Below are 18764 nucleotides of genomic sequence, written 5' to 3' on the forward strand. Positions count from 1 at the left end.
AAAGCATGCGTAAACTGATTCTCAGCGCCGCGCTGGTCGCTGCCAGCGTATTCGGTATGACTGCCATCCAGGCCGCCGAGCCTGCCGCCGGCAAGGAATACCTCGAGCTGAGCAACCCTGTTCCGGTTTCCGTGCCTGGCAAGATCGAAGTGGTCGAGCTGTTCTGGTACGGCTGCCCACACTGCTACCACTTCGAGCCGACCATCAACCCGTGGGTAGAAAAACTGCCCAAGGACGTCAACTTCAAGCGCGTACCGGCCATGTTCGGTGGTGCGTGGGATGCCCACGGCCAGATGTTCCTGACCCTCGAAGCCATGGGCGTCGAGCAGAAAGTGCACGCCGCAGTGTTCGACGCCATCCAGAACCAGCGCAAGCGCCTGACCGACCCGCAAGACATGGCCGATTTCCTTGCCACCCAAGGCGTGGACAAGGACAAGTTCCTCGCCACCTTCAACTCGTTCGCCATCAAGGGCCAGGTCAACCAGGCCAAGGAACTGGCGAAGAAGTACGAGATCACCGGCGTACCGAGCATGGTGGTCAACGGCAAGTACCGCTTCGACCTGGGTACTGCCGGCGGGCCGGAAGGCGTACTGAACGTTGCCGACCAGCTGATCGCCAAGGAGCGCGCCGCTAAGTAAGCGGCGTAACCCATGCGCCGCTTCAGAACCGCGCGTGGCATTGGCCTGCACCAGCCGCAGGTCAACGAGCATCACCTGCAGGCGCCTGGCCTGCCCGAGGATGGTCGTCTGCGGCTGCTCAGTTTCAACATCCAGGTGGGCATCAGCACCGAGCGGTATCGGCATTACGTGACTCGTAGTTGGCAGCACCTGCTGCCGCACAACGGGCGAGCAGGCAACCTGCAGAAGATTGGCCAACTGCTGGGCGACTTCGACCTTGTGGCCCTGCAGGAGGCCGATGGCGGCAGCCTGCGCTCGGGCTACGTCAACCAGGTCGAGCACCTTGCCCACCTGGGCGCCTTCCCCTACTGGTACCAGCAACTCAACCGCAACCTTGGGCGTTTTGCCCAGCACAGCAATGGCGTGCTCAGCCGCCTGAAGCCACAACTGCTCGAGGATCACCCGTTGCCCGGCCCGGCTGGGCGTGGTGCGATCCTGGTGCGCTTTGGCGAGGGTGAAGATGCGCTGATCGTGGTGATGATGCACCTTGCCCTCGGTGCCAAGACCCGCGCCCTGCAGCTGGGTTACATTCGCGAGCTGATTGGCGGCTACCGGCACCAGGTGCTGATGGGCGACATGAATACCCATGCAACCGACCTGCTGGAGCACTCGCCGCTGCGCGATCTGGGCCTGATCGCCCCGCAAGTCGAGGCCACCTTCCCCAGCTGGCGCCCACAGCGTTGCCTTGACCACATCCTGCTCAGCTCAAGCCTCACGCTGGAGCGCGTCGAGGTGCTGGCGCAACCAATTTCCGACCACCTTCCCGTTGCTGTCGAGATTCGATTGCCTGATGCATTGACTGTGGATACGCTGCCGGTCCTGAGCTAATTGCCATCACCGTTTGCGGACCCGGGCATGACTGAAGACGCTGAGCGCTGGAAAGAAAAATACCTGAAAAGCATCGAGCAGCAGGAAAAGCTCGAGCGCCGTTGGGACGCACGTCTAGACCTGCTGTGTCGCGGCCTGGTACGCAGCACCCTGGCTGCCGAAGGCAGCGACAAGGTGGTGGACCAGTGCATGAAGGAAATGCGCGAGGTCATCCGCAGCGACAACATGGACGCCGGCCTTGCCGGGTTGATTCCGCGTCTTGAGAAGGCGGTGCTGGATTCCGAACAGCGCCGCGAAGCCCGCATGAACCAGGTCAGCGATGCACTGACCGCGTTGGTCGACCAACTGCAAGGCCTGCCATTGCCGAACGATGTGTCGCGGCCCCTGAAAAAACTGGCGAAGAAGCTTGATGGCGGGGTGGCTCAGTCACGCGACCTGCCACCGTTGCTGGGCGAGTTGAGCGGCTTGCAGGGCCGTGCGCTGTCAGCCTTGGGCAAGTCGGCGGAGGACGCCCGCCCCGGCTTCTTGCAGCGCTTGTTCGGCAGCCGCGAAGGTGACGCGCAAAGCGAGCCAGCGCTTGTGCCACTGGCTTTGCCAGTTGCCGAGGCGCAGCCCCCGGCGGCACCGGCCAGTGTCGATGCTCTGCAGCCCGACGATGTGGACGAGCTACAGCCGCTGCCAGCCTCTTCAACATCAGTTGTCGAGGCGCCCGTAGTGCCATTGGAGACTCCTGGCCCGGCCCTGATCGAAACGGCTGAACTGGCACCAGCGCCGCTACCGGACGATGTGCCGGCACCGGAAGTTGTCGCAAGCGAGCCTCCGGCTGGAACGGGACTGGTACAAACACTCGAAGAAACCTTCGGCGAGGACGGCCCCTATGCCCTGCCCTACGCGGTAGAGCCGCCCTACAGTCAGGTCGCCGAGCACATCGAACACACCCTGATCGGCCTGCTCGATGACCTCAGCCTGCCGGAGCGACACAAGGCACAAGCCCTCGAGATGCGTGAACGGGTCGCCCGCGGCTTGAACTGGTATGAGCTGATCCCGGTACTGGATGACCTGGCTGTGCTCATGCTGGCCATCACTGACAGCGGTCAGCACGAATTCGAAACCTACCTGCAGGAGCTCAACGAACGCCTCGAAGGTTTCCAGAGTCACCTGCACGAGGCCAGTGCCGGGCATGCCGACAACAGCTCGGCCGCCCGCGAGCTGGATACCCAACTGCGAGAGCATGTCGACGGGCTGCAGAGCAGTGTGCAAGGTGCCGCCGATGTTGACAGCCTCAAGCACATCCTGGAAAACCGCCTGGAAGGCCTGTTGGTGACCATGGACGAGCACAAGCACGAGCGTGATCGCCGCGAACAGGAGCTGGCTGGGCGCCTGCAAGGGCTGTCGGAGCGGGTGGCGAACATGGAGCAGGAGGCGCTCGGCTACCGCGAGCACCTTGAAGAGCAGCGCCAGAAGGCCTTGCTCGACCCCCTCACCGGCTTGCCCAACCGTGCGGCCTGGAGCGAGCGGGTCGAGCGCGAAATGCTCGAATGGCAAGCGCACGGCGGCCATCTGGCGATGGCGATCCTCGACCTGGACCATTTCAAGCGAATCAACGACAGCTATGGGCACCTGGCTGGGGACAAAGTACTCAAGATCGTCGCCGACCAGTTGCGCAAGCGCCTGCGTAGCCGTGATTTCATTGCCCGGTTTGGCGGCGAGGAGTTTGTCCTGCTGCTGCCGCAGACCTCGCCGGCCGCCGCTGCCCAGATCGCCGAGCTGCTGCGGGCCACAGTCGAGGCGTGCCCGTTCCACTTCAAGGGGGAACGGGTGGTGATCACCACGTCCATCGGCCTGGGTGCATTCCGTTCCGGCGAGCGCGGTGACCAGGTGCTCAAGCGCGCCGATGCGGCGCTTTACCGGGCCAAAGAGTCGGGGCGCAACCGGGTCGAGCAGGCATAGCCGGCAGCCGCTGACTCGCGGCAAGCACGGCCCCTGGGGAGCACGTTATACTGTAGCGCTCATACGCTGAGGCCACTGACGTGCTTTCCACGCTTAAAACAACCCTGATTTCCTTCCTGCTGGTGGCTGTTGCCGGTTGCTCGACAGGCCTGCGCATCGACCGTAGCCACCCTTCGGTCAACCAGGACAACCGAATCCAGTTCGTTGTCCTGCACTACACGAATGCTTCGCTGGAGCGTTCCCTGGCGTTGCTGACCCATGGCGAAGTCAGCAGCCACTACCTGATTGGTGATGGCCCGGCGACGGTGTACCAGCTGGTGGATGAAAGCCGCCGCGCCTGGCATGCCGGTGATAGCCAGTGGCAAGGTCGGACTTGGCTGAACTCCTCGTCCATCGGTATCGAAATCGTCAATCCGGGCTTCACGGACACGCCGAATGGCCGGGTCTGGCACCCCTACAGCGAAGCGCAGGTCCAGTCGCTGATCGCGCTGCTCAAGGACATCGTCAAACGCAACAACATCGAGCCACGGCACATCATTGGTCACAGCGATATCGCGCCGCTGCGCAAGCTTGACCCAGGGCCGCTGTTCCCATGGAAGCGCCTGGCCGACGCCGGGTTGGGTGTCTGGCCGGATGCCAACGCCGTGGCACGGCAGCAAGCCTATTTCAGCGTCAACCCGCCAAGTATTGGCTGGTATCAGCAGGAGCTGGCACGGTTTGGCTACGCGATCGAGCAGACCGGGGTACTGGATGTTGCCACCCGCCATGTGATCGCCGCGTTCCAGATGCGTTTCCGCCCGCAGCGCTTCGATGGCATGCCGGATGCGCAGACGGCGGCGATGCTGCAGGTACTCAACCGGATGCGTTGAGCCGCCAGCGAGGCTGTGGGGGATTGCCCAGCCCTTTGGGCTGCGCTGTCGCACAGATAACTGAGTTCGCAAGCGATCCTCGTACCCTGTGGGGGCGGCTTTAGCCGCGAAGAATCCAACGCGGTGCCAGCCACCGCGTTTGCTTCTTGCTCCCACAGAGTCCGTGTAGCGCCTGCAAATCGACTCTCTGCGCGACAGCGCAGCCTTGGGAGATGGTCATCTCTCAACAAGCAAACGAAACGCCCAACGGCGAAGGTGATTCTTGATTCAGTTGCTATACCTTAGTTATCAACTGGATGCCCTCGATGCCAGCCTTCATCGCTTTGCTGCGCCAAATTTTTTACCGTCCCTGGATGCTGGCCACATTGGCAGCGCTGGCCAGCGCTGCACTGTTGCTCTCTGCCAGCATCGGCATTGCCCTGCAACAGATGAAGCAAAGCGAAAGTGCACAGATGAACGCCCAAGGGGAACGCTTTCTCGAGCGCCTCGAGCAGGTGTTCGGCCAGTTGCGCGAAGGGGTCGACCTGTTGCAGGCGCAGCCCTTGCGCGGCTGCAGTCCGGCGATGCTGACGGCATTGCAGCAGGTAAGCCTGAGTTCACGCTTCATTTATGAAGCGGCATACGTGGATGGGGATATCGCCTGCTCGAACCGCGGTGATGAGCGGGCGTTCGAACCCTTGCGGGTTCCCGACATCCAGGGGCCGACCTACAGTTACTGGCTGAACACCACGACCGAGCCGAACGAGAACCTGGCTGCACTGATGCTGGGCAGGGGCAAGTTCGTGGTATCCACCTCTCGTGGGCACCTGACCGATGTGGTCGACCTGCCCCCGGGCGGCAGCCTTGTCGTGGTGCTGGACAACGGTGCCCGGGCCATCCCTGTGTTGGGCCCACCGCAGGTATGGCCACCTCCCTCGGCCTGGTCGACCAGCCACAAGTCGCTGCTCGAGCTCAGCGACCGCCTGATCTACCGCATGCCAACCAAGTCGCCGGACTACCAGTTGGTGCTCATTGCCCCGCGGGCGAGCCTGCCGTTGAGGATGAATGGCATGCTCTGGCTCCTGTTCCCCGGCAGTGTGCTGGCGGCCTGCTGCATCGGCTGGCTGGTGCTGCAACTGATCCTGCAGCGGCGGTCGATGAGCTCGGAATTGCAGAATGCCTTGCGCCGCGGCGAACTGCAGGTGCTCTACCAGCCGATCTTCGAGCTCGACAGCCGGCGCTGTGTCGGGGCCGAGGCCCTGGTGCGCTGGCGCCGCCCGGACGGCACCCTGACCAGCCCGGATCTGTTCATCCCGTTGGCGGAAAACACCGGGCAGATTCGCCAGATCACCGACTTTGTCCTGCAGCGTGTGCTGGAACAGTTAGGGCAACTGTTGCGCTCGCACCCCAACCTTTACATTTCGGTGAACCTGGCGGCTTGCGATGTGATGGTGCCGCGCATTGGCCGGGTGGCGGCGCGCTTGCTCGCCCTGCACCGGGTGGCGGCGAGTCAGATTGCATTCGAGGTGACCGAGCGCGGCCTGATCGACGTGGTGGTGGCGCGCGACAACCTGCAGGCGTTGCGCGCGGTGGGGCACCAGGTGCTGATCGACGACTTTGGTACGGGATATTGCAGTCTGGCCTACCTGCAGACCCTGCCGGTGGACTGCCTGAAGATCGACAAGGCCTTTATCGATGCCCTTGGGCATGACGCCGCCAGCAGCGGTGTTGCCCCGCATATCATCCGCATGGCCCACGACTTGCACCTGCGGGTGATCGCCGAAGGCATCGAGTGTGAAGACCAGGCGGTGCTGCTGAACAGCGAAGGAGTCAATTATGGCCAGGGCTGGCTGTTTGCCCGGCCACTGAATGCCCGGCAGTTTGCCGAACTGGTGACCCGAGGACGGCTGCCGCGGCGGGTTGAGCATTGAGTGATCCTGCACCGGCCTCATCGCCGGCAAGCCAGCCCGCACAGGTATTGCAATGGCACCAAGTGCGGTGCGATCCCTGTGGGAGCTGGCTTGCCGGCGATGGGGACAGGGCAGGCAACATTCAGACCGGCAGCGCCATGTAAAACTGGGTCCCCTGCCCTGGCCGGGAAAACACGCCCATGCGTCCGCCATGCAACTGCACGATCTCCTTGCACAACGCCAGCCCCAGCCCTGCGCCGCCTTTCTTGCGCCCTACCTGCACGAAGGGCTCGAAGATGCGCCCCTGTTGCCCATAGGCAATGCCCTCGCCGTTGTCCTCGACGCTGATGATCACCCGCTCCGCATGCCGCCGTGCATGCAGGCGGATACGCCCGCCGCTGGCGGTATGACGGATGGCGTTGTGCAACAGGTTGTCCAGCACCCGATCGAGTTGGGCGACGTCGGCCTGGATACGCGGTAGCGGTAGTTCCAGTTCAGTGATCAGCTCGATCTGCTTGTTCGCTGCCGGCTCGGCAAAGCGCTTTTGTGCACGCTCCAGCAACTCGTCGATAGCGCAGGGAGCCAGCTCGAGCTTCTGCATCCCGCTCTGGTAGCGGCTGAAGTTGAGCAGATCGTTGATCAACTGGGTCAGGCGCTGCATTTCCTCGCCGATGGTTTCCAGCAGGTCGTGCTCGCGCGCCTCGGGCGGGAACTTGAGCCGCTCGCGCAACAGGCCGAAGGCCATGTGCATGCCGGTCACCGGAGTGCGCAGCTCATGGGAAGCGCGCAGTACGAATTCGCTACGCACGCGTTCGAAGGCTCGCTGCTCGGTTACATCGTGCAGCACCATCACCGCGCCAAGGATCGGCCCTTGCGGATGGCTGACCGGCGTCAGGCTGTAGGCGAGCAGGCGCGTTTCGTCATCGACCTCCATGTTCAGGTCGTCCGGCTGCCGGTCGAGGTTGCCGCCGCGCAGTACCTGGCGTAGTTGCTGTTCCAGTTCCGGGCGCTGCAGAGCTTCAGCCAGGCTGCTGCCCGCGCGGCTATCGGTCCAGCCCAGCTGGCGCTGCGCCACCGGGTTGAGGTGTTCCAGGCGGCCTTGGCGGTCGATGATCAGCAGGCCATCGTCAATGCTGTCGAGTACGGCCTGCAAGCGTTGCTGGCCGGCCAGCAGTTCGTCGACGTTGGTGGCCTGGTGCTTGCGCAAGGCATCGGCCATCAGGCCGAAGCGGCGGGTAAGCTGGTTCAGTTCGGTGGCTTGGGTGACCGGCAGGGTGACGTCGAAATTGCCCTTGCCGAGTTGGTCGGCCGCTAATGCCAAGGCTTCGATCGGCTGGCCGAAGCGCCGGGCGATGTTGTGCGCGGTGATAAAGCCCAGTACCAGTACCACCAGGCCCATCAGGCCAAGTACGCCGCTGACCAGCAGGGCGTGGTCGCGGGTGTGTTCTTCGCTACGGGTGATGTGATCCAGCGCCTGCCTGTGGGAATCGATCAGGTCGGTGCGGACCTGATTGAACGCGGCTCCCAGTGGCTGCTCAGCCCCCATGCTGCGCGAGGGCGCCGGGCTATCGCGGTAGGCCTGAAGGAAGGCCTGGTAATTGCTGCTGGCCTTGCTGAAGCCGGTGCGCTCGCCACCTTGGTCCAGCCCCTGGTTCAGCAGGGTCTGGAAGTTGTCCTGCAGCAGCTGCAGGTTTTCCGGGGCGGTCTCGTCATCGAGGATCAAGGTCAACTGTTCGCCAAGGTTCTGGCGCAACTTCAGCCCTATTTCCAGGGCGTGGGTGGTATCGCGCACCAGTCGCTGTTGCACCGTGGCCATCTGCAGCACGCTGACCAGGCCCAGCAGCAGCCCGAGCAGGGCTACGGTGACCAGCGCCGAAATGCTGAGGAAAAGCCGCGTGCGCAGCTTCATGGGTGGCCACCTCATAAGTTGTACTGCTTGCGCTTGCGGTACAGGGTGGAGGCATCGATTCCCAGGGTCTTGGCAGCCTGGTCAAGGGTGTCGCTGGCGGCCAGCACCGCGCCAATGTGGGCGCGTTCCAGCTCATCCAGGCTCAGCGCGGCGCCAACGCGCGGGGCATTGCCTGCAGGCTGCTCGCCCATGCCCAGGTGGCTGATTTCCACGCGCTCCTGCGGACAGATGATGCTGGCACGCTCCACCACGTTGCGCAGTTCGCGAATGTTGCCGGGCCAGCGGTAGTTGAGCAGGGCCGTACGGGCTTCGTCACTGAAGCCGCGGGCAGGACGGGAGTATTCCTTGACGAAGCGGGCGAGAAAGCGGTCGGCCAGGGTCAGGATGTCTTCACTGCGCTCGCGCAGCGGCGGCAGGTGCAAGGTGATGACGTTCAGGCGATACAGCAGGTCTTCGCGGAAGCGGCTCTCACGCACCATTTCTTCGAGGTTGAGGTTGGTGGCGGCGAGGATACGCACATCGGCGCGACGGGTGACCGGGTCGCCGACGCGCTCGTATTCCTTGTCCTGAATGAAGCGCAGCAGTTTGGGTTGCAAGGTCAGTGGGAAATCGCCGATCTCGTCGAGGAATAGCGTGCCCCCATCAGCCTGGCTGACTCGCCCCAGGGTGCTTTCGCTGGCGCCGGTGAAGGCGCCGCGGGTGTGGCCGAACAACTCACTTTCCATCAGCTCGGCGTTCAGTGACGGGCAGTTGATGGTCACGCAGGATTTGCGCGCGCGCTTGCTCCAGCCATGGATGGCCCGGGCCAGCTCACCTTTACCTGTGCCCGACTCGCCAAGGATGAGGATGTTGGCATCGGTGGTAGCGACCTGGCGGGCGGTTTCCAGCACCGCCATCATCGCCGGACTGTGCGAATCAAGGCCGTCCTTGGGTTTGCGTATTTCACCTTCCAGGGCCTCCAGGCGCGCGGAAAGTTGGCGTACTTCCAATTGCTTGGAGGTAGCCAGCCGCAGCTGGTCGGGGCTGCACGGCTTGACCAGGTAATCCGCGGCGCCGGCCTGGATCGCGTCCACTGCCGTATCGATCGCCGAGTGCGCGGTGACGATCACCACCCGCATCCAGGGGGCCTGGATACGCATCTGCGCCAGCACGTCGAGGCCGTTGTCCTCGCCGAGGCGCAAATCAAGGAAGCACAGGTCGAACACCTGGCGCTGCAGCAGGGCTTCGGCCTGGGCGGCGCTGTTGGCCGTGGCCACGCTATAGCCCTCGTCCTCCAGGCAATAGCGGAAGGTGCGCAGGATCGCGGACTCGTCATCCACCAGCAGAATGCGGCCTTGGTTGTCCTGGGCTGACTCCATGTGCTGCGCTCCTTTAGGAAAGATCTTCATTTAGTGTGGGAAAAATCGGGCAAGTTGCATGGTCCATTGTGAAGGAACCTGTCCTTTGCATGCTAGCCAATGGCCAATCGACGCCTGTAGGCCGCGATATCCCGATGATTTGGTTAGAGGTCCACGGTGGCACATTGGTTGCGAGGATTTTTAGCTTTGCTCTACAAAAGGAGGCACCGCCATGTCCTTTTCCATTCGCACCGCTATGTTGGCAGCCACCTTGCTGCCGATATTCACCCCGGCCCTCGCCGGCCCGGTGCAGGACGCTCGCCTGGAGGGGGCCCTGCAAACTGCCCTGTCGCTGAACCGCATGCTCGACCCGTTCCGTATTCAGGTCGAGGTGGACGGCAAGCAGGCGCGGCTTTCCGGTGAGGTGGAGAATGACGTCGAGCGCCAGCTGGCCGAGCATGTGGCGCTGGCTACCCGTGGCATCGAGCAAGTCGACAATCAGCTGCGGGTCAATGCCCAGCTGGTGGAGCGCCCGCTGGCGCTGCGTGCCTACGCCCAGCGCCTGGAGGATGCAACCCTGGCCGCGGTGATCCGTGCGCGGCTGTTGTGGAGCCGCACCACCGAGAAGGCGCCTATAGATGTACAGAGCAGCGAAGGTGTGGTGACCCTGCGTGGCAAGGTCGACAGTGCCGAGGCCAAGGAGCTGGCCGGCGTGGTGGCGCGTACCACCGAGGGCGTGCACCTGGTCAACAACCTGGTCAGCCTCGATACCGCTGCCATGGCCAAGGCCCGGGAAACCCCGGTGGGAACGCCGACCGGGCCGCAGCCGAGCGACAGTTGGATCATCGACAAGATCCAGAACAGCTACCGCTTCAGCCGCAACCTGGATGGCCTGAACCTGAAAGTGGCCAGCGAAGAGGGGTTGGTGCGGCTTTCCGGCGAAGTGGTCAGTAGCGAGCAGAAAACCATTGCCGTGGAAATCGCCCGGCAGATCATCGGTGTGCGCGGGGTGGATGCTGACCTGCTCAAAGTGGCGACCAAGGTCGAAGGCTGATCGTGCAATTCGCACGACGGCCTGGGCGGCATCGTGCAGGATACGTCCTCCCTGGCTTTGAGTAATTTGCGTAACTATTTGATTTTAATGGTTTTTGTCCAATCCAAAAGGCTGGCACGCAGGCTGCAATTACCTGTTCAGGTTTGAACAAGAATTACAGCAGGAGGAGCCGGCATGAACCGCCAATCCGTCAACCGCTTGCAGAGCGCTGCAATGCCCCTGCGCCAGGTGCTTTCACTCGGCCTGGCGCTGTTGCTGACCTTGGCCGCTGGCCTCTTCTACTACAGCTGGCAGACCGCGCGCCTGGCCGAGCAAGTGGCGGCGCAGACCGCGCTGTTGACGCAGATTCAGGCAACCCGTGCCAATACGTTGGTCAAGGCCGCCGACCCGCTGCCAGCCAGTCAGGCCACTGCGTCACCGGCCACCGTGGAAAATGTTGTACCCCAGGACCGCTGGGTGTTCTGACCGCTGGCCGTACCGTTTTCAAAAAAGAAAGGAGAACCACCATGCTGAGTTGGGCTATCACTTTCCTCATCATCGCCATTGTCGCCGCCGTACTGGGCTTCGGTGGTATCGCGGGCGCTGCCACCGGTATCGCGAAGATTCTGTTCATTGTCTTCCTGGTACTGTTCGTAGCCTCCTTCTTCTTTGGACGTGGACGAGGTTGAAGATGGGCAGGAAGCGTTGGACATCCCTGGCTGCCGCCCTGTTACTGGGCGGCAGTGCGGCGGCGATGGCGGCCAATGACGGCCAGGTCCGGGTCGACCAGCTGCTCGGCTCGGACCCGGAATACCGGGAAACCTGGCAGGACACGATCGAAGGAGAGGAACGCCTGCCCGATTGGGTGGTCAATCTGACCGGCAGCGCCCAGCAGCAGATGTCCGCCGTTACCGAAGACGGCGACAAGTATCTGGTCGGCCCATTGTGCGAACGCCAGGACAACTGCACCTACAAGCGCCTGATCGTGGCGTTCAGCTGGGACAAGGACGATGCCTACGGGATGCTCGTGGAAGTTCCCGAAGGTTTGCCGAGCGACAAGTCGCCCACCCGCCACGCGCAATATCGCTGGCTGGGTAAGCCGGACGACGGCATGAAGGCGATGCTGCAGGAGCAGCTCAAGCGTGACCCGAATTGGTACTGAGCTTTTGTATCCGGTACGGATGAAAGGTCATGCACTGTCACGTAATAGAAGCTGAACCTTTCTATAGTTCAGCCTTCTATGATGCGCTGCCCCGAGGAGGGGCTGCACATGACCAAGGGGCCGGGCTGTTCTGATTGTTGCAGGATCGGAGTGGCCTAGGGGTACAGGGAGTGCCTCCAGCAATGGGCCGGGTCAGGAAAGGCGGAATCGGAAGTTTCAGGTCGGCGGAGCCGTAGGCGCTGTCCAGACCTGACTTCCGAGGAGCCATGTAAGAAACGTCTCTTCCCTGCGCGATTTCCTCTCCAAGACACATTTTGTCTTGACCGTACATCAATTTTTTTTCGATCAGCACTACGCTTGTTCAAGTGCCATTTCAGCCATTCGGATTGTCGAACAAGCCATCTTTCCTGTCCTTTTCACCCAGCCAAATCTGCCTAAATTTGGCGGTTTGGTCTTGTTCGGGATTCCGAACGTTCTAAATCAAGCACTTGCGAACCTCCCATTTTGGTCAGAAATGTTATGCATGAACGGTATGGGCTATGCGCTTCCGGCATTAGATTTCCCCCTTTGCCATCGCAATAGTTGCCGCCTTTTTCGCCGGCCCGAGCGCCCTGTCGCTCGCCTGCGGTGTCCTTACATGAAGTCGCCGGACGGAAGCATCTTCTGCTCGTGACCTAGCCAACGGCTCTGTTACGGGCGTTTCCGTTGGGTGCCCATGACCACTAGAACAAAGGGTAAAGACATGAAGAAGGCAAAACTGAGCCTCGCCTGGCAGATCGTCATCGGTCTGGTCCTGGGTGTTGCAATCGGCGCGCTACTGAATCATTTCAGTGCAGAAAAGGCATGGTGGATCAGCAACGTCCTCCAGCCCGCTGGTGACATCTTCATTCGCCTGATCAAGATGATCGTCGTCCCGATCGTGATTTCGTCGCTGATCGTGGGTATCGCCGGGGTTGGCGACGCGAAGAAACTGGGCAGCATCGGCCTGAAGACCATCATCTACTTCGAAGTGGTGACCACCATCGCCATCGTCGTGGGCCTGGTGTTGGCCAACCTGTTCCACCCGGGCGCCGGCATCGACATGAGCACCCTGGGTACCGTGGACATCTCCAAGTACCAGGCTACCGCGGCCGAAGTGCAGCATGAGCACGCGTTCATCGAAACCTTGCTGAACCTGATCCCGTCGAACATCTTCGCAGCGCTGATGCGTGGCGAAATGCTACCGATCATCTTCTTCTCGGTGATGTTCGGCCTGGGGCTGTCGAGCCTGCAGGCGGAGCTGCGCGACCCGCTGGTGCGTACCTTCCAGGCGGTTTCCGAGACCATGTTCAAGGTCACCCACATGATCATGAACTACGCCCCTATCGGCGTGTTCGCCCTGATCGCCGTGACCGTCGCCAACTTCGGTTTCAGCTCGCTGCTGCCGCTGGCCAAGCTGGTGCTGCTGGTGTACTTCGCCATCGCCTTCTTCGCCTTCATGGTGCTGGGCCTGGTTGCCCGCCTGTTCGGCTTCTCGGTGATCAAGATCATGCGCATCATGAAAGATGAGTTGATCCTCGCCTACTCCACCTCCAGCTCGGAAACCGTGCTGCCGCGCGTGATCGAGAAGATGGAGAAGTACGGTGCACCGAAGTCGATCTGTTCGTTCGTGGTTCCGACCGGCTACTCGTTCAACCTCGACGGCTCGACCCTGTACCAGAGCATCGCGGCCATCTTCATTGCCCAGCTGTACGGTATCGACCTGTCGTGGAGCCAGCAGCTGCTGCTGGTGCTGACCCTGATGGTCACCTCCAAGGGTATCGCTGGCGTACCGGGTGTTTCCTTCGTGGTGCTGCTGGCCACCCTGGGCAGCGTGGGCATCCCGCTGGAGGGCCTGGCCTTCATCGCCGGTGTCGACCGCATCATGGACATGGCCCGTACCGCCTTGAACGTTGTGGGTAACGCCCTGGCAGCCCTGGTCATCGCTCGCTGGGAGGGTATGTACGACGCCGCCAAGGGCGAGAAGTACTACGCCTCGCTGATGGCCGGCAAGCAGGAAGCGGCCATGGTTGGCGAAGCTGCCAAGCGCTGAGCCTGACTGCTGCATGACCAAGAGCCCCGACTTGTCGGGGCTTTTTGTTGCCTGTGAGATCTTGGGGCCGCTTTGCGGCCCTTTCGCGACGCAAGGCCGCTCCCACAGGGCTCGCTATACGCCGGCCATTGTGGGAGCGGCCTTGTGTCGCGATACGAGGGCGCAGCCCTCGCCTGCGGTCTCCAGCCATGCGCCCCGATACGCTATCATTCGGGCATTTTTCAGGGGGAACACACGGATGCTCAACGGCCTTTGGCTTGGCTTTTTCCTGGTGGCGGCAGTGTCCGCCCTGGCCCAATGGCTGGTAGGCGGCAACGCCGGCATTTTCGCGGCGATGGTCGAGAGCATATTCGCCATGGCCAAGCTGTCGGTCGAGGTTATGGTGCTGCTGTTCGGCACGCTGACCCTGTGGCTGGGCTTTCTCAAGATTGCCGAGAAGGCTGGCATTGTCGAGTGGCTGGCCAAGGTGCTCGGTCCGCTGTTTGCCCGGCTGATGCCGGAAGTTCCGCCCGGCCACCCGGCCCTGGGCCTGATCACCATGAACTTCGCCGCCAACGGCCTGGGCCTGGACAATGCCGCCACCCCGATCGGCCTGAAGGCCATGCGCGCGCTGCAGGAGCTGAACCCCAGCAGCACCACGGCGAGCAACGCGCAGATCCTGTTTCTGGTGCTCAACGCCTCGTCGCTGACCCTGCTGCCTGTGACCATCTTCATGTACCGGGCCCAACAAGGCGCGGCGGACCCGACCATGGTGTTCCTGCCCATTCTGCTGGCTACCAGCGTTTCGACACTGGTCGGCCTGCTGTCGGTGGCGGTGATGCAGCGCCTGCGCCTGTGGGACCCGGTAGTGCTTGCCTACCTCATCCCCGGTGCCTTGCTGCTGGGCGGCTTCATGGCCTTTCTCGGCACCCTTTCGGCGGCCGCGCTGGCCAGCCTGTCGTCGATCTTGGGCAACCTCACGTTGTTCGGCGTGATCATGCTGTTCCTGGTGACCGGCGCCTTGAAGCGTGTGAAGGTGTATGAAGCCTTTGTCGAAGGCGCGAAGGAAGGCTTCGATGTGGCCAAGGGCTTGTTGCCTTACCTGGTAGCGATGCTGGTGGCGGTGGGTGTGCTGCGGGCCTCAGGCGCCCTGGAGCTGGCCCTGGGCGGTATTCGCCATGCGGTCACCTGGCTGGGCCTGGACACCCGCTTCGTCGAGGGCCTGCCCACTGCGCTGGTCAAGCCGTTCTCCGGCAGTGCGGCGCGGGCGATGCTGATCGAGACCATGCAGGCCCACGGTGTGGACAGCTTCCCGGCGCTGGTGGCGGCGACGATTCAGGGGAGTACCGAAACCACCTTCTACGTGCTCGCGGTGTACTTTGGTGCGGTGGGTATCCAACGCGTGCGCCATGCTGTCGGTTGCGCATTGCTGGCCGAATTGTCCGGTGTGATCGCGGCGATCTTCGTCTGCTACTGGTTCTTCGCCTGACGCTCCCGCAAAGAACAGACAGAGCTTCAGGAAGCGGGAACGCTGGCTGATTGCGCAATGGTCCAACTCACCACCTGCTCGGTCAGCTGGTCGCAGGCCTTCCCGAAACCGGCAACCACCGCTGAAATCTGTTTGTCGGCCAGCGGCTGGCGGATTTCGAAGCGTTTGCTGGCCAGAATGCGCTGGCTGCGGCCCTGGACCAAGCGTGCGTCATAGCGGATTACCACCTCCACTGCTCCGCCCGCGCGGTATTCGGTCTGGAACGCCTGCAGCTCGCCAGCCAGCTCGTAGTCGGCCTGCAGGTTGCTGTCGTCGGCGCTCAGGCGCTGCACCTGGCCGTCACGCTGGAAACCGTCAAGCAGGCGGTTGCGCAGCAGCACCGGCACCGCGTCGCTCCAGCGCGCTCCCTTGTAGCTACTGACCACATCGCCCTGAGGAATCACGGCAATCCGTGGCCCGGCCAGCACTTCGCTTGCCAGCGGCTTGTTCAGGCGCAATGACCAGTCCAGCGCTGGTGCCGTCCGGCCGGGCTGGTTCACCGGAAGACGGTACAGGTCGACGGGCTCGCTCTGCGGCAAGATGGAGCAGGCACTGGCCAGGTTCAGTGCGGCCGCCAGGGCCAGCAGGCGCAGCGACGGTTTCATGGTTGGAACTCCTTGTTGTTGTCGCGGCCGAGCAGGTAGCCGCTGGGGTCGGCCTCCAATTGCCGGGAAATGCCTTTGAGGGCGTTGAGGGTTTCGCGCAGCTCGCGAATTGCCGGGGTCAGTTGGTTCAGGCCTTGGGCACCGTCGCCGATGGCTTCGCGGTTGTCCTCGAGCAGGCGGTTGATGGTGGCGGTGCTCTCGGCCAGTGACTGCATGGCCTGCTCGGCACTGCCGATGGCCTGCTTGCCTTCGCTGCCCAGCAGGCCGTTGGCATTGCGCATCAGTGCCTGGGTTTCGGCCAGGGTGGCGCTGGCCTGCTTGCCCACCTGGACCAGTTGCTCGATGGCCTGGGTGATGCTGCCGTGCTGGCCTGCGAAGGCGCCGGTGGTCTTGTCGAGGTTGGACAGGGTGTTGCTGAGATGGCCGATGTTGTCCTCGGAAAACATCTGGTTGGCGTTGTGCAGCAGCAGGTTGATGTTGGTCACCAGGTCGCTGCTGTCATTGAGCAGGCGCGAGATTGGCGAGGGCGATGCGATGATCACCGGCAGCTTGCCATCCTTGCCTTTCAGCTCGGGGCTTTGCGGGGTGCCCCCGCTGAGCTGGATGAACGAGTTGCCGGTCACGCCGGCCAGGGTCAGCTTGGCCTGGGTGTCTTCCTTCACCGGGGTGTCGGCGCTCAGGCGCACCCGTGCCAGTACTCGGCGCGGATCTTTCGGGTCCAGGCGCAGAGTGGACACGTCGCCCACCTTGATGCCGTTGTACTGCACCGGGCTGCCGCGGGACAGGCCGGAGACGGCTTCGTTGAACACCACTTCGTAGTCCTTGAAGGCGTCGTCGACACTGGACTTGGCCAGCCACAGGCCGAACAGCATGGCGCCGGCTACCACCAGGACGGTGACCAGGCCGATAAGAACGTGATGGGCTCGGGTTTCCATTGCTCAGCGCTCCTGCCCGGCACGGGTGGCGGCCTGTTCGGCCGCGCGCCCGCGTGGGCCATGAAAGTATTCTTGAATCCATGCGTCGTCGGTCTGCTCGACCTCGGCCAGCGGGCCGGCCACCAGGACCTTCTTCTGCGACAGCACGGCGATGCGGTCGGTAATGGTGTACAGGGTGTCGAGGTCGTGGGTGATGAGGAACACCGACAGGCCCAGAGCGTCCCGCAGAGTCAGGATCAACTGGTCGAAGGCGGCGGCGCCGATCGGGTCCAGGCCAGCGGTGGGCTCGTCGAGGAAAAGGATGTCCGGGTCCAGTGCCAAGGCACGGGCCAGCGCGGCGCGCTTGATCATGCCCCCCGACAGCGAGGCCGGGTACTTGTCGGCGGCCGAGATTGGCAGCCCGGCCAGGGCCAGCTTCACTCCGGCCAGGTGCTCGGCATCGGCGCGGGACAGCCCGGCGTGCTCGATCAGCGGCAACGCCACGTTTTCGGTGACGGTCAGCGAAGAGAACAGCGCGCCCTTCTGAAACAGCACGCCGAAGCGTCGCTCGACCAAGGAGCGCTGCTCTTCGCGCAGGCCGGCCAGGTCCTGGCCTAGCACCTTGATCTGCCCGTCGTCGGGCCGTCGCAGGCCGATGATGCTACGCAGCAGCACCGACTTGCCGCTGCCCGACCCACCGACCACGGCGAGGATCTCGCCGCGATACAGGTCGAGATCGAGGTTTTCGTGCACGCTCTGGCGGCCGAAGCGGTTGCAGATGCCGCGGGCCTCGATCACGCGTTCCTGGCCATTCACCAGCCCATCTCCATGAAGAACAGTGCAGCCACCGCATCCAGCACGATGACCACGAATATCGACTGCACTACCGCCGAGGTGGTGTGCGCGCCCACCGATTCGGCGCTGCCGCTGACCTTGAAGCCTTCCAGGCAGCCGATGGCGGCGATCAGGAAGGCGAAGAACGGTGCCTTGGCCAGGCCGACCAGGAAGTGCTGCACGCCGATGTCGCTTTGCAGCAGCGACAGAAACATGGCTGGCGAGATGTCCAGTGACAGCGCGCACACCACCGCACCGCCGACGATACCGCAGATCATCGCGATGAAGGTCAGCAAGGGCAGCGAAATCAACAGTGCCAGTACGCGCGGCACCACCAGCATCTCCATGGGGTTCAGGCCCAGGGTGCGGATGGCATCGATTTCCTCGTTGGCCTTCATCGAGCCGATCTGCGCGGTGAACGCACTGGCAGTGCGGCCGGCCATGAGGATGGCGGTCAGCAGCACGGCGAATTCGCGCAGGAACGAGAATGCCACCAGGTCGACAGTGAAGACGGTCGCGCCGAAATCGGCCAGCACCGTGGCGCCAAGGAAAGCCACTACCGCGCCCACCAGAAAGGTCAGCAGGGCGACGATGGGCGCGGCGTCCAGGCCGGTTTGTTCGATGTGCGCCACGACCGGGGTGAAGCGCCAGCGATGGGGTTGCAGGGCGCGGCGCAGCAGGGTTTCGAGGATCAGGCCAACGAAGCCGAGCACCTGCATGGTGTCTTGCCACAAGGTGCCGACGGCGCAACCGATGCGCTCCAGCAGCAACAGCAGCACGTTCCGCTCGGGCTCCTTGACCGGGATGCAGTAGTCCTGCACCGAGCAGTAGACATTCTTGAGCAGGGCGCGGCTGGCTTCTGGCAGGCCGTGGGTGCAGCGCGACAGGCGTTCGGAGCCGAGCAGTTCGGCCAGCAGCGAGGCGCCGGCGGTGTCCAGGCGGCCCAGTTGGCTGAGGTCGGCGATGGTATCGGCAGCGTATTGCGCGCGCAGGCGCTCGCTCTCACGTTTGAGGCTGGCGTAATGCGCCAAGGTCCAGTCACCGGTAATGCGCAGACAGGCCGGTTGGCTACTGGTGTCCAGGGTGGCGCTGGGGGTGGTCATCGGCTCCATGCTACTGACTCGGCGCTAAGGCATAGGGGCTGATCATAGCGCAGCGGGCATGGGCTGTTTGGTGATT

Annotated in this window: 17 protein-coding genes; 11 read left to right on the forward strand and 6 right to left on the reverse strand. The window is 63.0% G+C overall.

Annotated elements, in window-relative coordinates:
- Positions 1-5 precede the first annotated feature (5 nt).
- The 5 genes from dsbA to V3314_RS04125 all read left to right on the forward strand — a co-directional run bounded on the left by dsbA (position 6) and on the right by V3314_RS04125 (position 6234).
- Positions 6-638 carry a thiol:disulfide interchange protein DsbA gene (gene dsbA, locus V3314_RS04105; protein ID WP_046615267.1) on the forward strand — a complete coding sequence of 211 codons (633 nt, stop codon included), beginning with the start codon at positions 6-8 and terminating at the stop codon, positions 636-638.
- Positions 639-650: 12 nt separating this feature from the next.
- Positions 651-1505 carry an endonuclease/exonuclease/phosphatase family protein gene (locus tag V3314_RS04110; RefSeq protein ID WP_046615266.1) on the forward strand — a complete coding sequence of 285 codons (855 nt, stop codon included), beginning with the start codon at positions 651-653 and terminating at the stop codon, positions 1503-1505.
- Positions 1506-1532: 27 nt separating this feature from the next.
- Positions 1533-3455 (forward strand): GGDEF domain-containing protein, encoded by a 1923-nt coding sequence (locus V3314_RS04115; protein ID WP_046615265.1) that lies wholly within the window; start codon positions 1533-1535, stop codon positions 3453-3455.
- A gap of 80 nt (positions 3456-3535) precedes the next feature.
- Complete coding sequence (locus tag V3314_RS04120) at positions 3536-4324, forward strand: N-acetylmuramoyl-L-alanine amidase (protein ID WP_046615264.1); 789 nt, start codon at positions 3536-3538, stop codon at positions 4322-4324.
- A 305-nt stretch (positions 4325-4629) separates the two neighbouring features.
- A complete protein-coding gene (locus V3314_RS04125) occupies positions 4630-6234 on the forward strand; it encodes an EAL domain-containing protein (protein ID WP_046616921.1) in 1605 nt (534 codons plus the stop codon).
- Between the two features lie 121 nt (positions 6235-6355).
- Here V3314_RS04125 and V3314_RS04130 read toward each other — a convergent pair whose 3' ends face one another.
- Both V3314_RS04130 and algB read right to left on the reverse strand, forming a co-directional pair.
- Positions 6356-8137, reverse strand: a complete 1782-nt coding sequence (locus tag V3314_RS04130) for a KinB sensor domain-containing domain (RefSeq protein ID WP_338459943.1) — start codon at positions 8135-8137, stop codon at positions 6356-6358.
- Positions 8134-9480, reverse strand: coding sequence for a sigma-54-dependent response regulator transcription factor AlgB (gene algB, locus V3314_RS04135; RefSeq protein ID WP_046616919.1), 1347 nt, complete (start codon positions 9478-9480; stop codon positions 8134-8136). The genes V3314_RS04130 and algB overlap by 4 nt, the downstream gene beginning before the upstream one ends.
- A 211-nt stretch (positions 9481-9691) precedes the next feature.
- On the opposite strand from algB, the gene V3314_RS04140 reads away from it, so the two are divergent.
- The 6 genes from V3314_RS04140 (at position 9692) to V3314_RS04165 (ending at position 15193) form a co-directional block, all read left to right on the forward strand.
- Positions 9692-10513, forward strand: coding sequence for a BON domain-containing protein (locus V3314_RS04140; protein WP_046616918.1), 822 nt, complete (start codon positions 9692-9694; stop codon positions 10511-10513).
- A 174-nt stretch (positions 10514-10687) separates the two neighbouring features.
- Positions 10688-10978, forward strand: a complete 291-nt coding sequence (locus V3314_RS04145; protein ID WP_046616917.1) for a hypothetical protein — start codon at positions 10688-10690, stop codon at positions 10976-10978.
- A 41-nt stretch (positions 10979-11019) separates the two neighbouring features.
- Positions 11020-11181: a DUF1328 domain-containing protein gene (locus V3314_RS04150; protein WP_003252966.1), complete on the forward strand. Its 162-nt coding sequence runs from the start codon at positions 11020-11022 to the stop codon at positions 11179-11181.
- Positions 11182-11183: 2 nt separating this feature from the next.
- Positions 11184-11654: an inhibitor of vertebrate lysozyme family protein gene (locus V3314_RS04155; RefSeq protein WP_025337234.1), complete on the forward strand. Its 471-nt coding sequence runs from the start codon at positions 11184-11186 to the stop codon at positions 11652-11654.
- A 742-nt stretch (positions 11655-12396) separates the two neighbouring features.
- A complete protein-coding gene (gltP, locus tag V3314_RS04160; RefSeq protein ID WP_025337235.1) occupies positions 12397-13725 on the forward strand; it encodes a glutamate/aspartate:proton symporter GltP in 1329 nt (442 codons plus the stop codon).
- A 238-nt stretch (positions 13726-13963) separates the two neighbouring features.
- Positions 13964-15193 carry a spore maturation protein gene (locus V3314_RS04165; RefSeq protein WP_046616916.1) on the forward strand — a complete coding sequence of 410 codons (1230 nt, stop codon included), beginning with the start codon at positions 13964-13966 and terminating at the stop codon, positions 15191-15193.
- Between the two features lie 26 nt (positions 15194-15219).
- Here the strand turns inward: V3314_RS04165 and V3314_RS04170 are convergent, their stop codons facing one another.
- The 4 genes from V3314_RS04170 to V3314_RS04185 are packed head-to-tail and all read right to left on the reverse strand — an operon-like array spanning position 15220 to position 18697.
- On the reverse strand, positions 15220-15837 hold the full coding sequence (locus V3314_RS04170; RefSeq protein WP_338459945.1) for an ABC-type transport auxiliary lipoprotein family protein: 618 nt from the start codon (positions 15835-15837) through the stop codon (positions 15220-15222).
- On the reverse strand, positions 15834-16772 hold the full coding sequence (locus V3314_RS04175) for an MlaD family protein (RefSeq protein WP_046616914.1): 939 nt from the start codon (positions 16770-16772) through the stop codon (positions 15834-15836). The genes V3314_RS04170 and V3314_RS04175 overlap by 4 nt, the downstream gene beginning before the upstream one ends.
- 3 nt (positions 16773-16775) lie before the next feature.
- Positions 16776-17567 (reverse strand): ATP-binding cassette domain-containing protein, encoded by a 792-nt coding sequence (locus V3314_RS04180; RefSeq protein WP_046616913.1) that lies wholly within the window; start codon positions 17565-17567, stop codon positions 16776-16778.
- Positions 17564-18697 carry an MlaE family lipid ABC transporter permease subunit gene (locus tag V3314_RS04185; protein WP_046616912.1) on the reverse strand — a complete coding sequence of 378 codons (1134 nt, stop codon included), beginning with the start codon at positions 18695-18697 and terminating at the stop codon, positions 17564-17566. Before V3314_RS04185 ends, V3314_RS04180 begins: the two co-directional genes overlap by 4 nt.
- Positions 18698-18764 lie beyond the last annotated feature (67 nt).

This window comes from Pseudomonas sp. TE3-3-F2023, from assembly GCF_036784815.1.
Taxonomy (GTDB): domain Bacteria; phylum Pseudomonadota; class Gammaproteobacteria; order Pseudomonadales; family Pseudomonadaceae; genus Aquipseudomonas; species Aquipseudomonas pudica.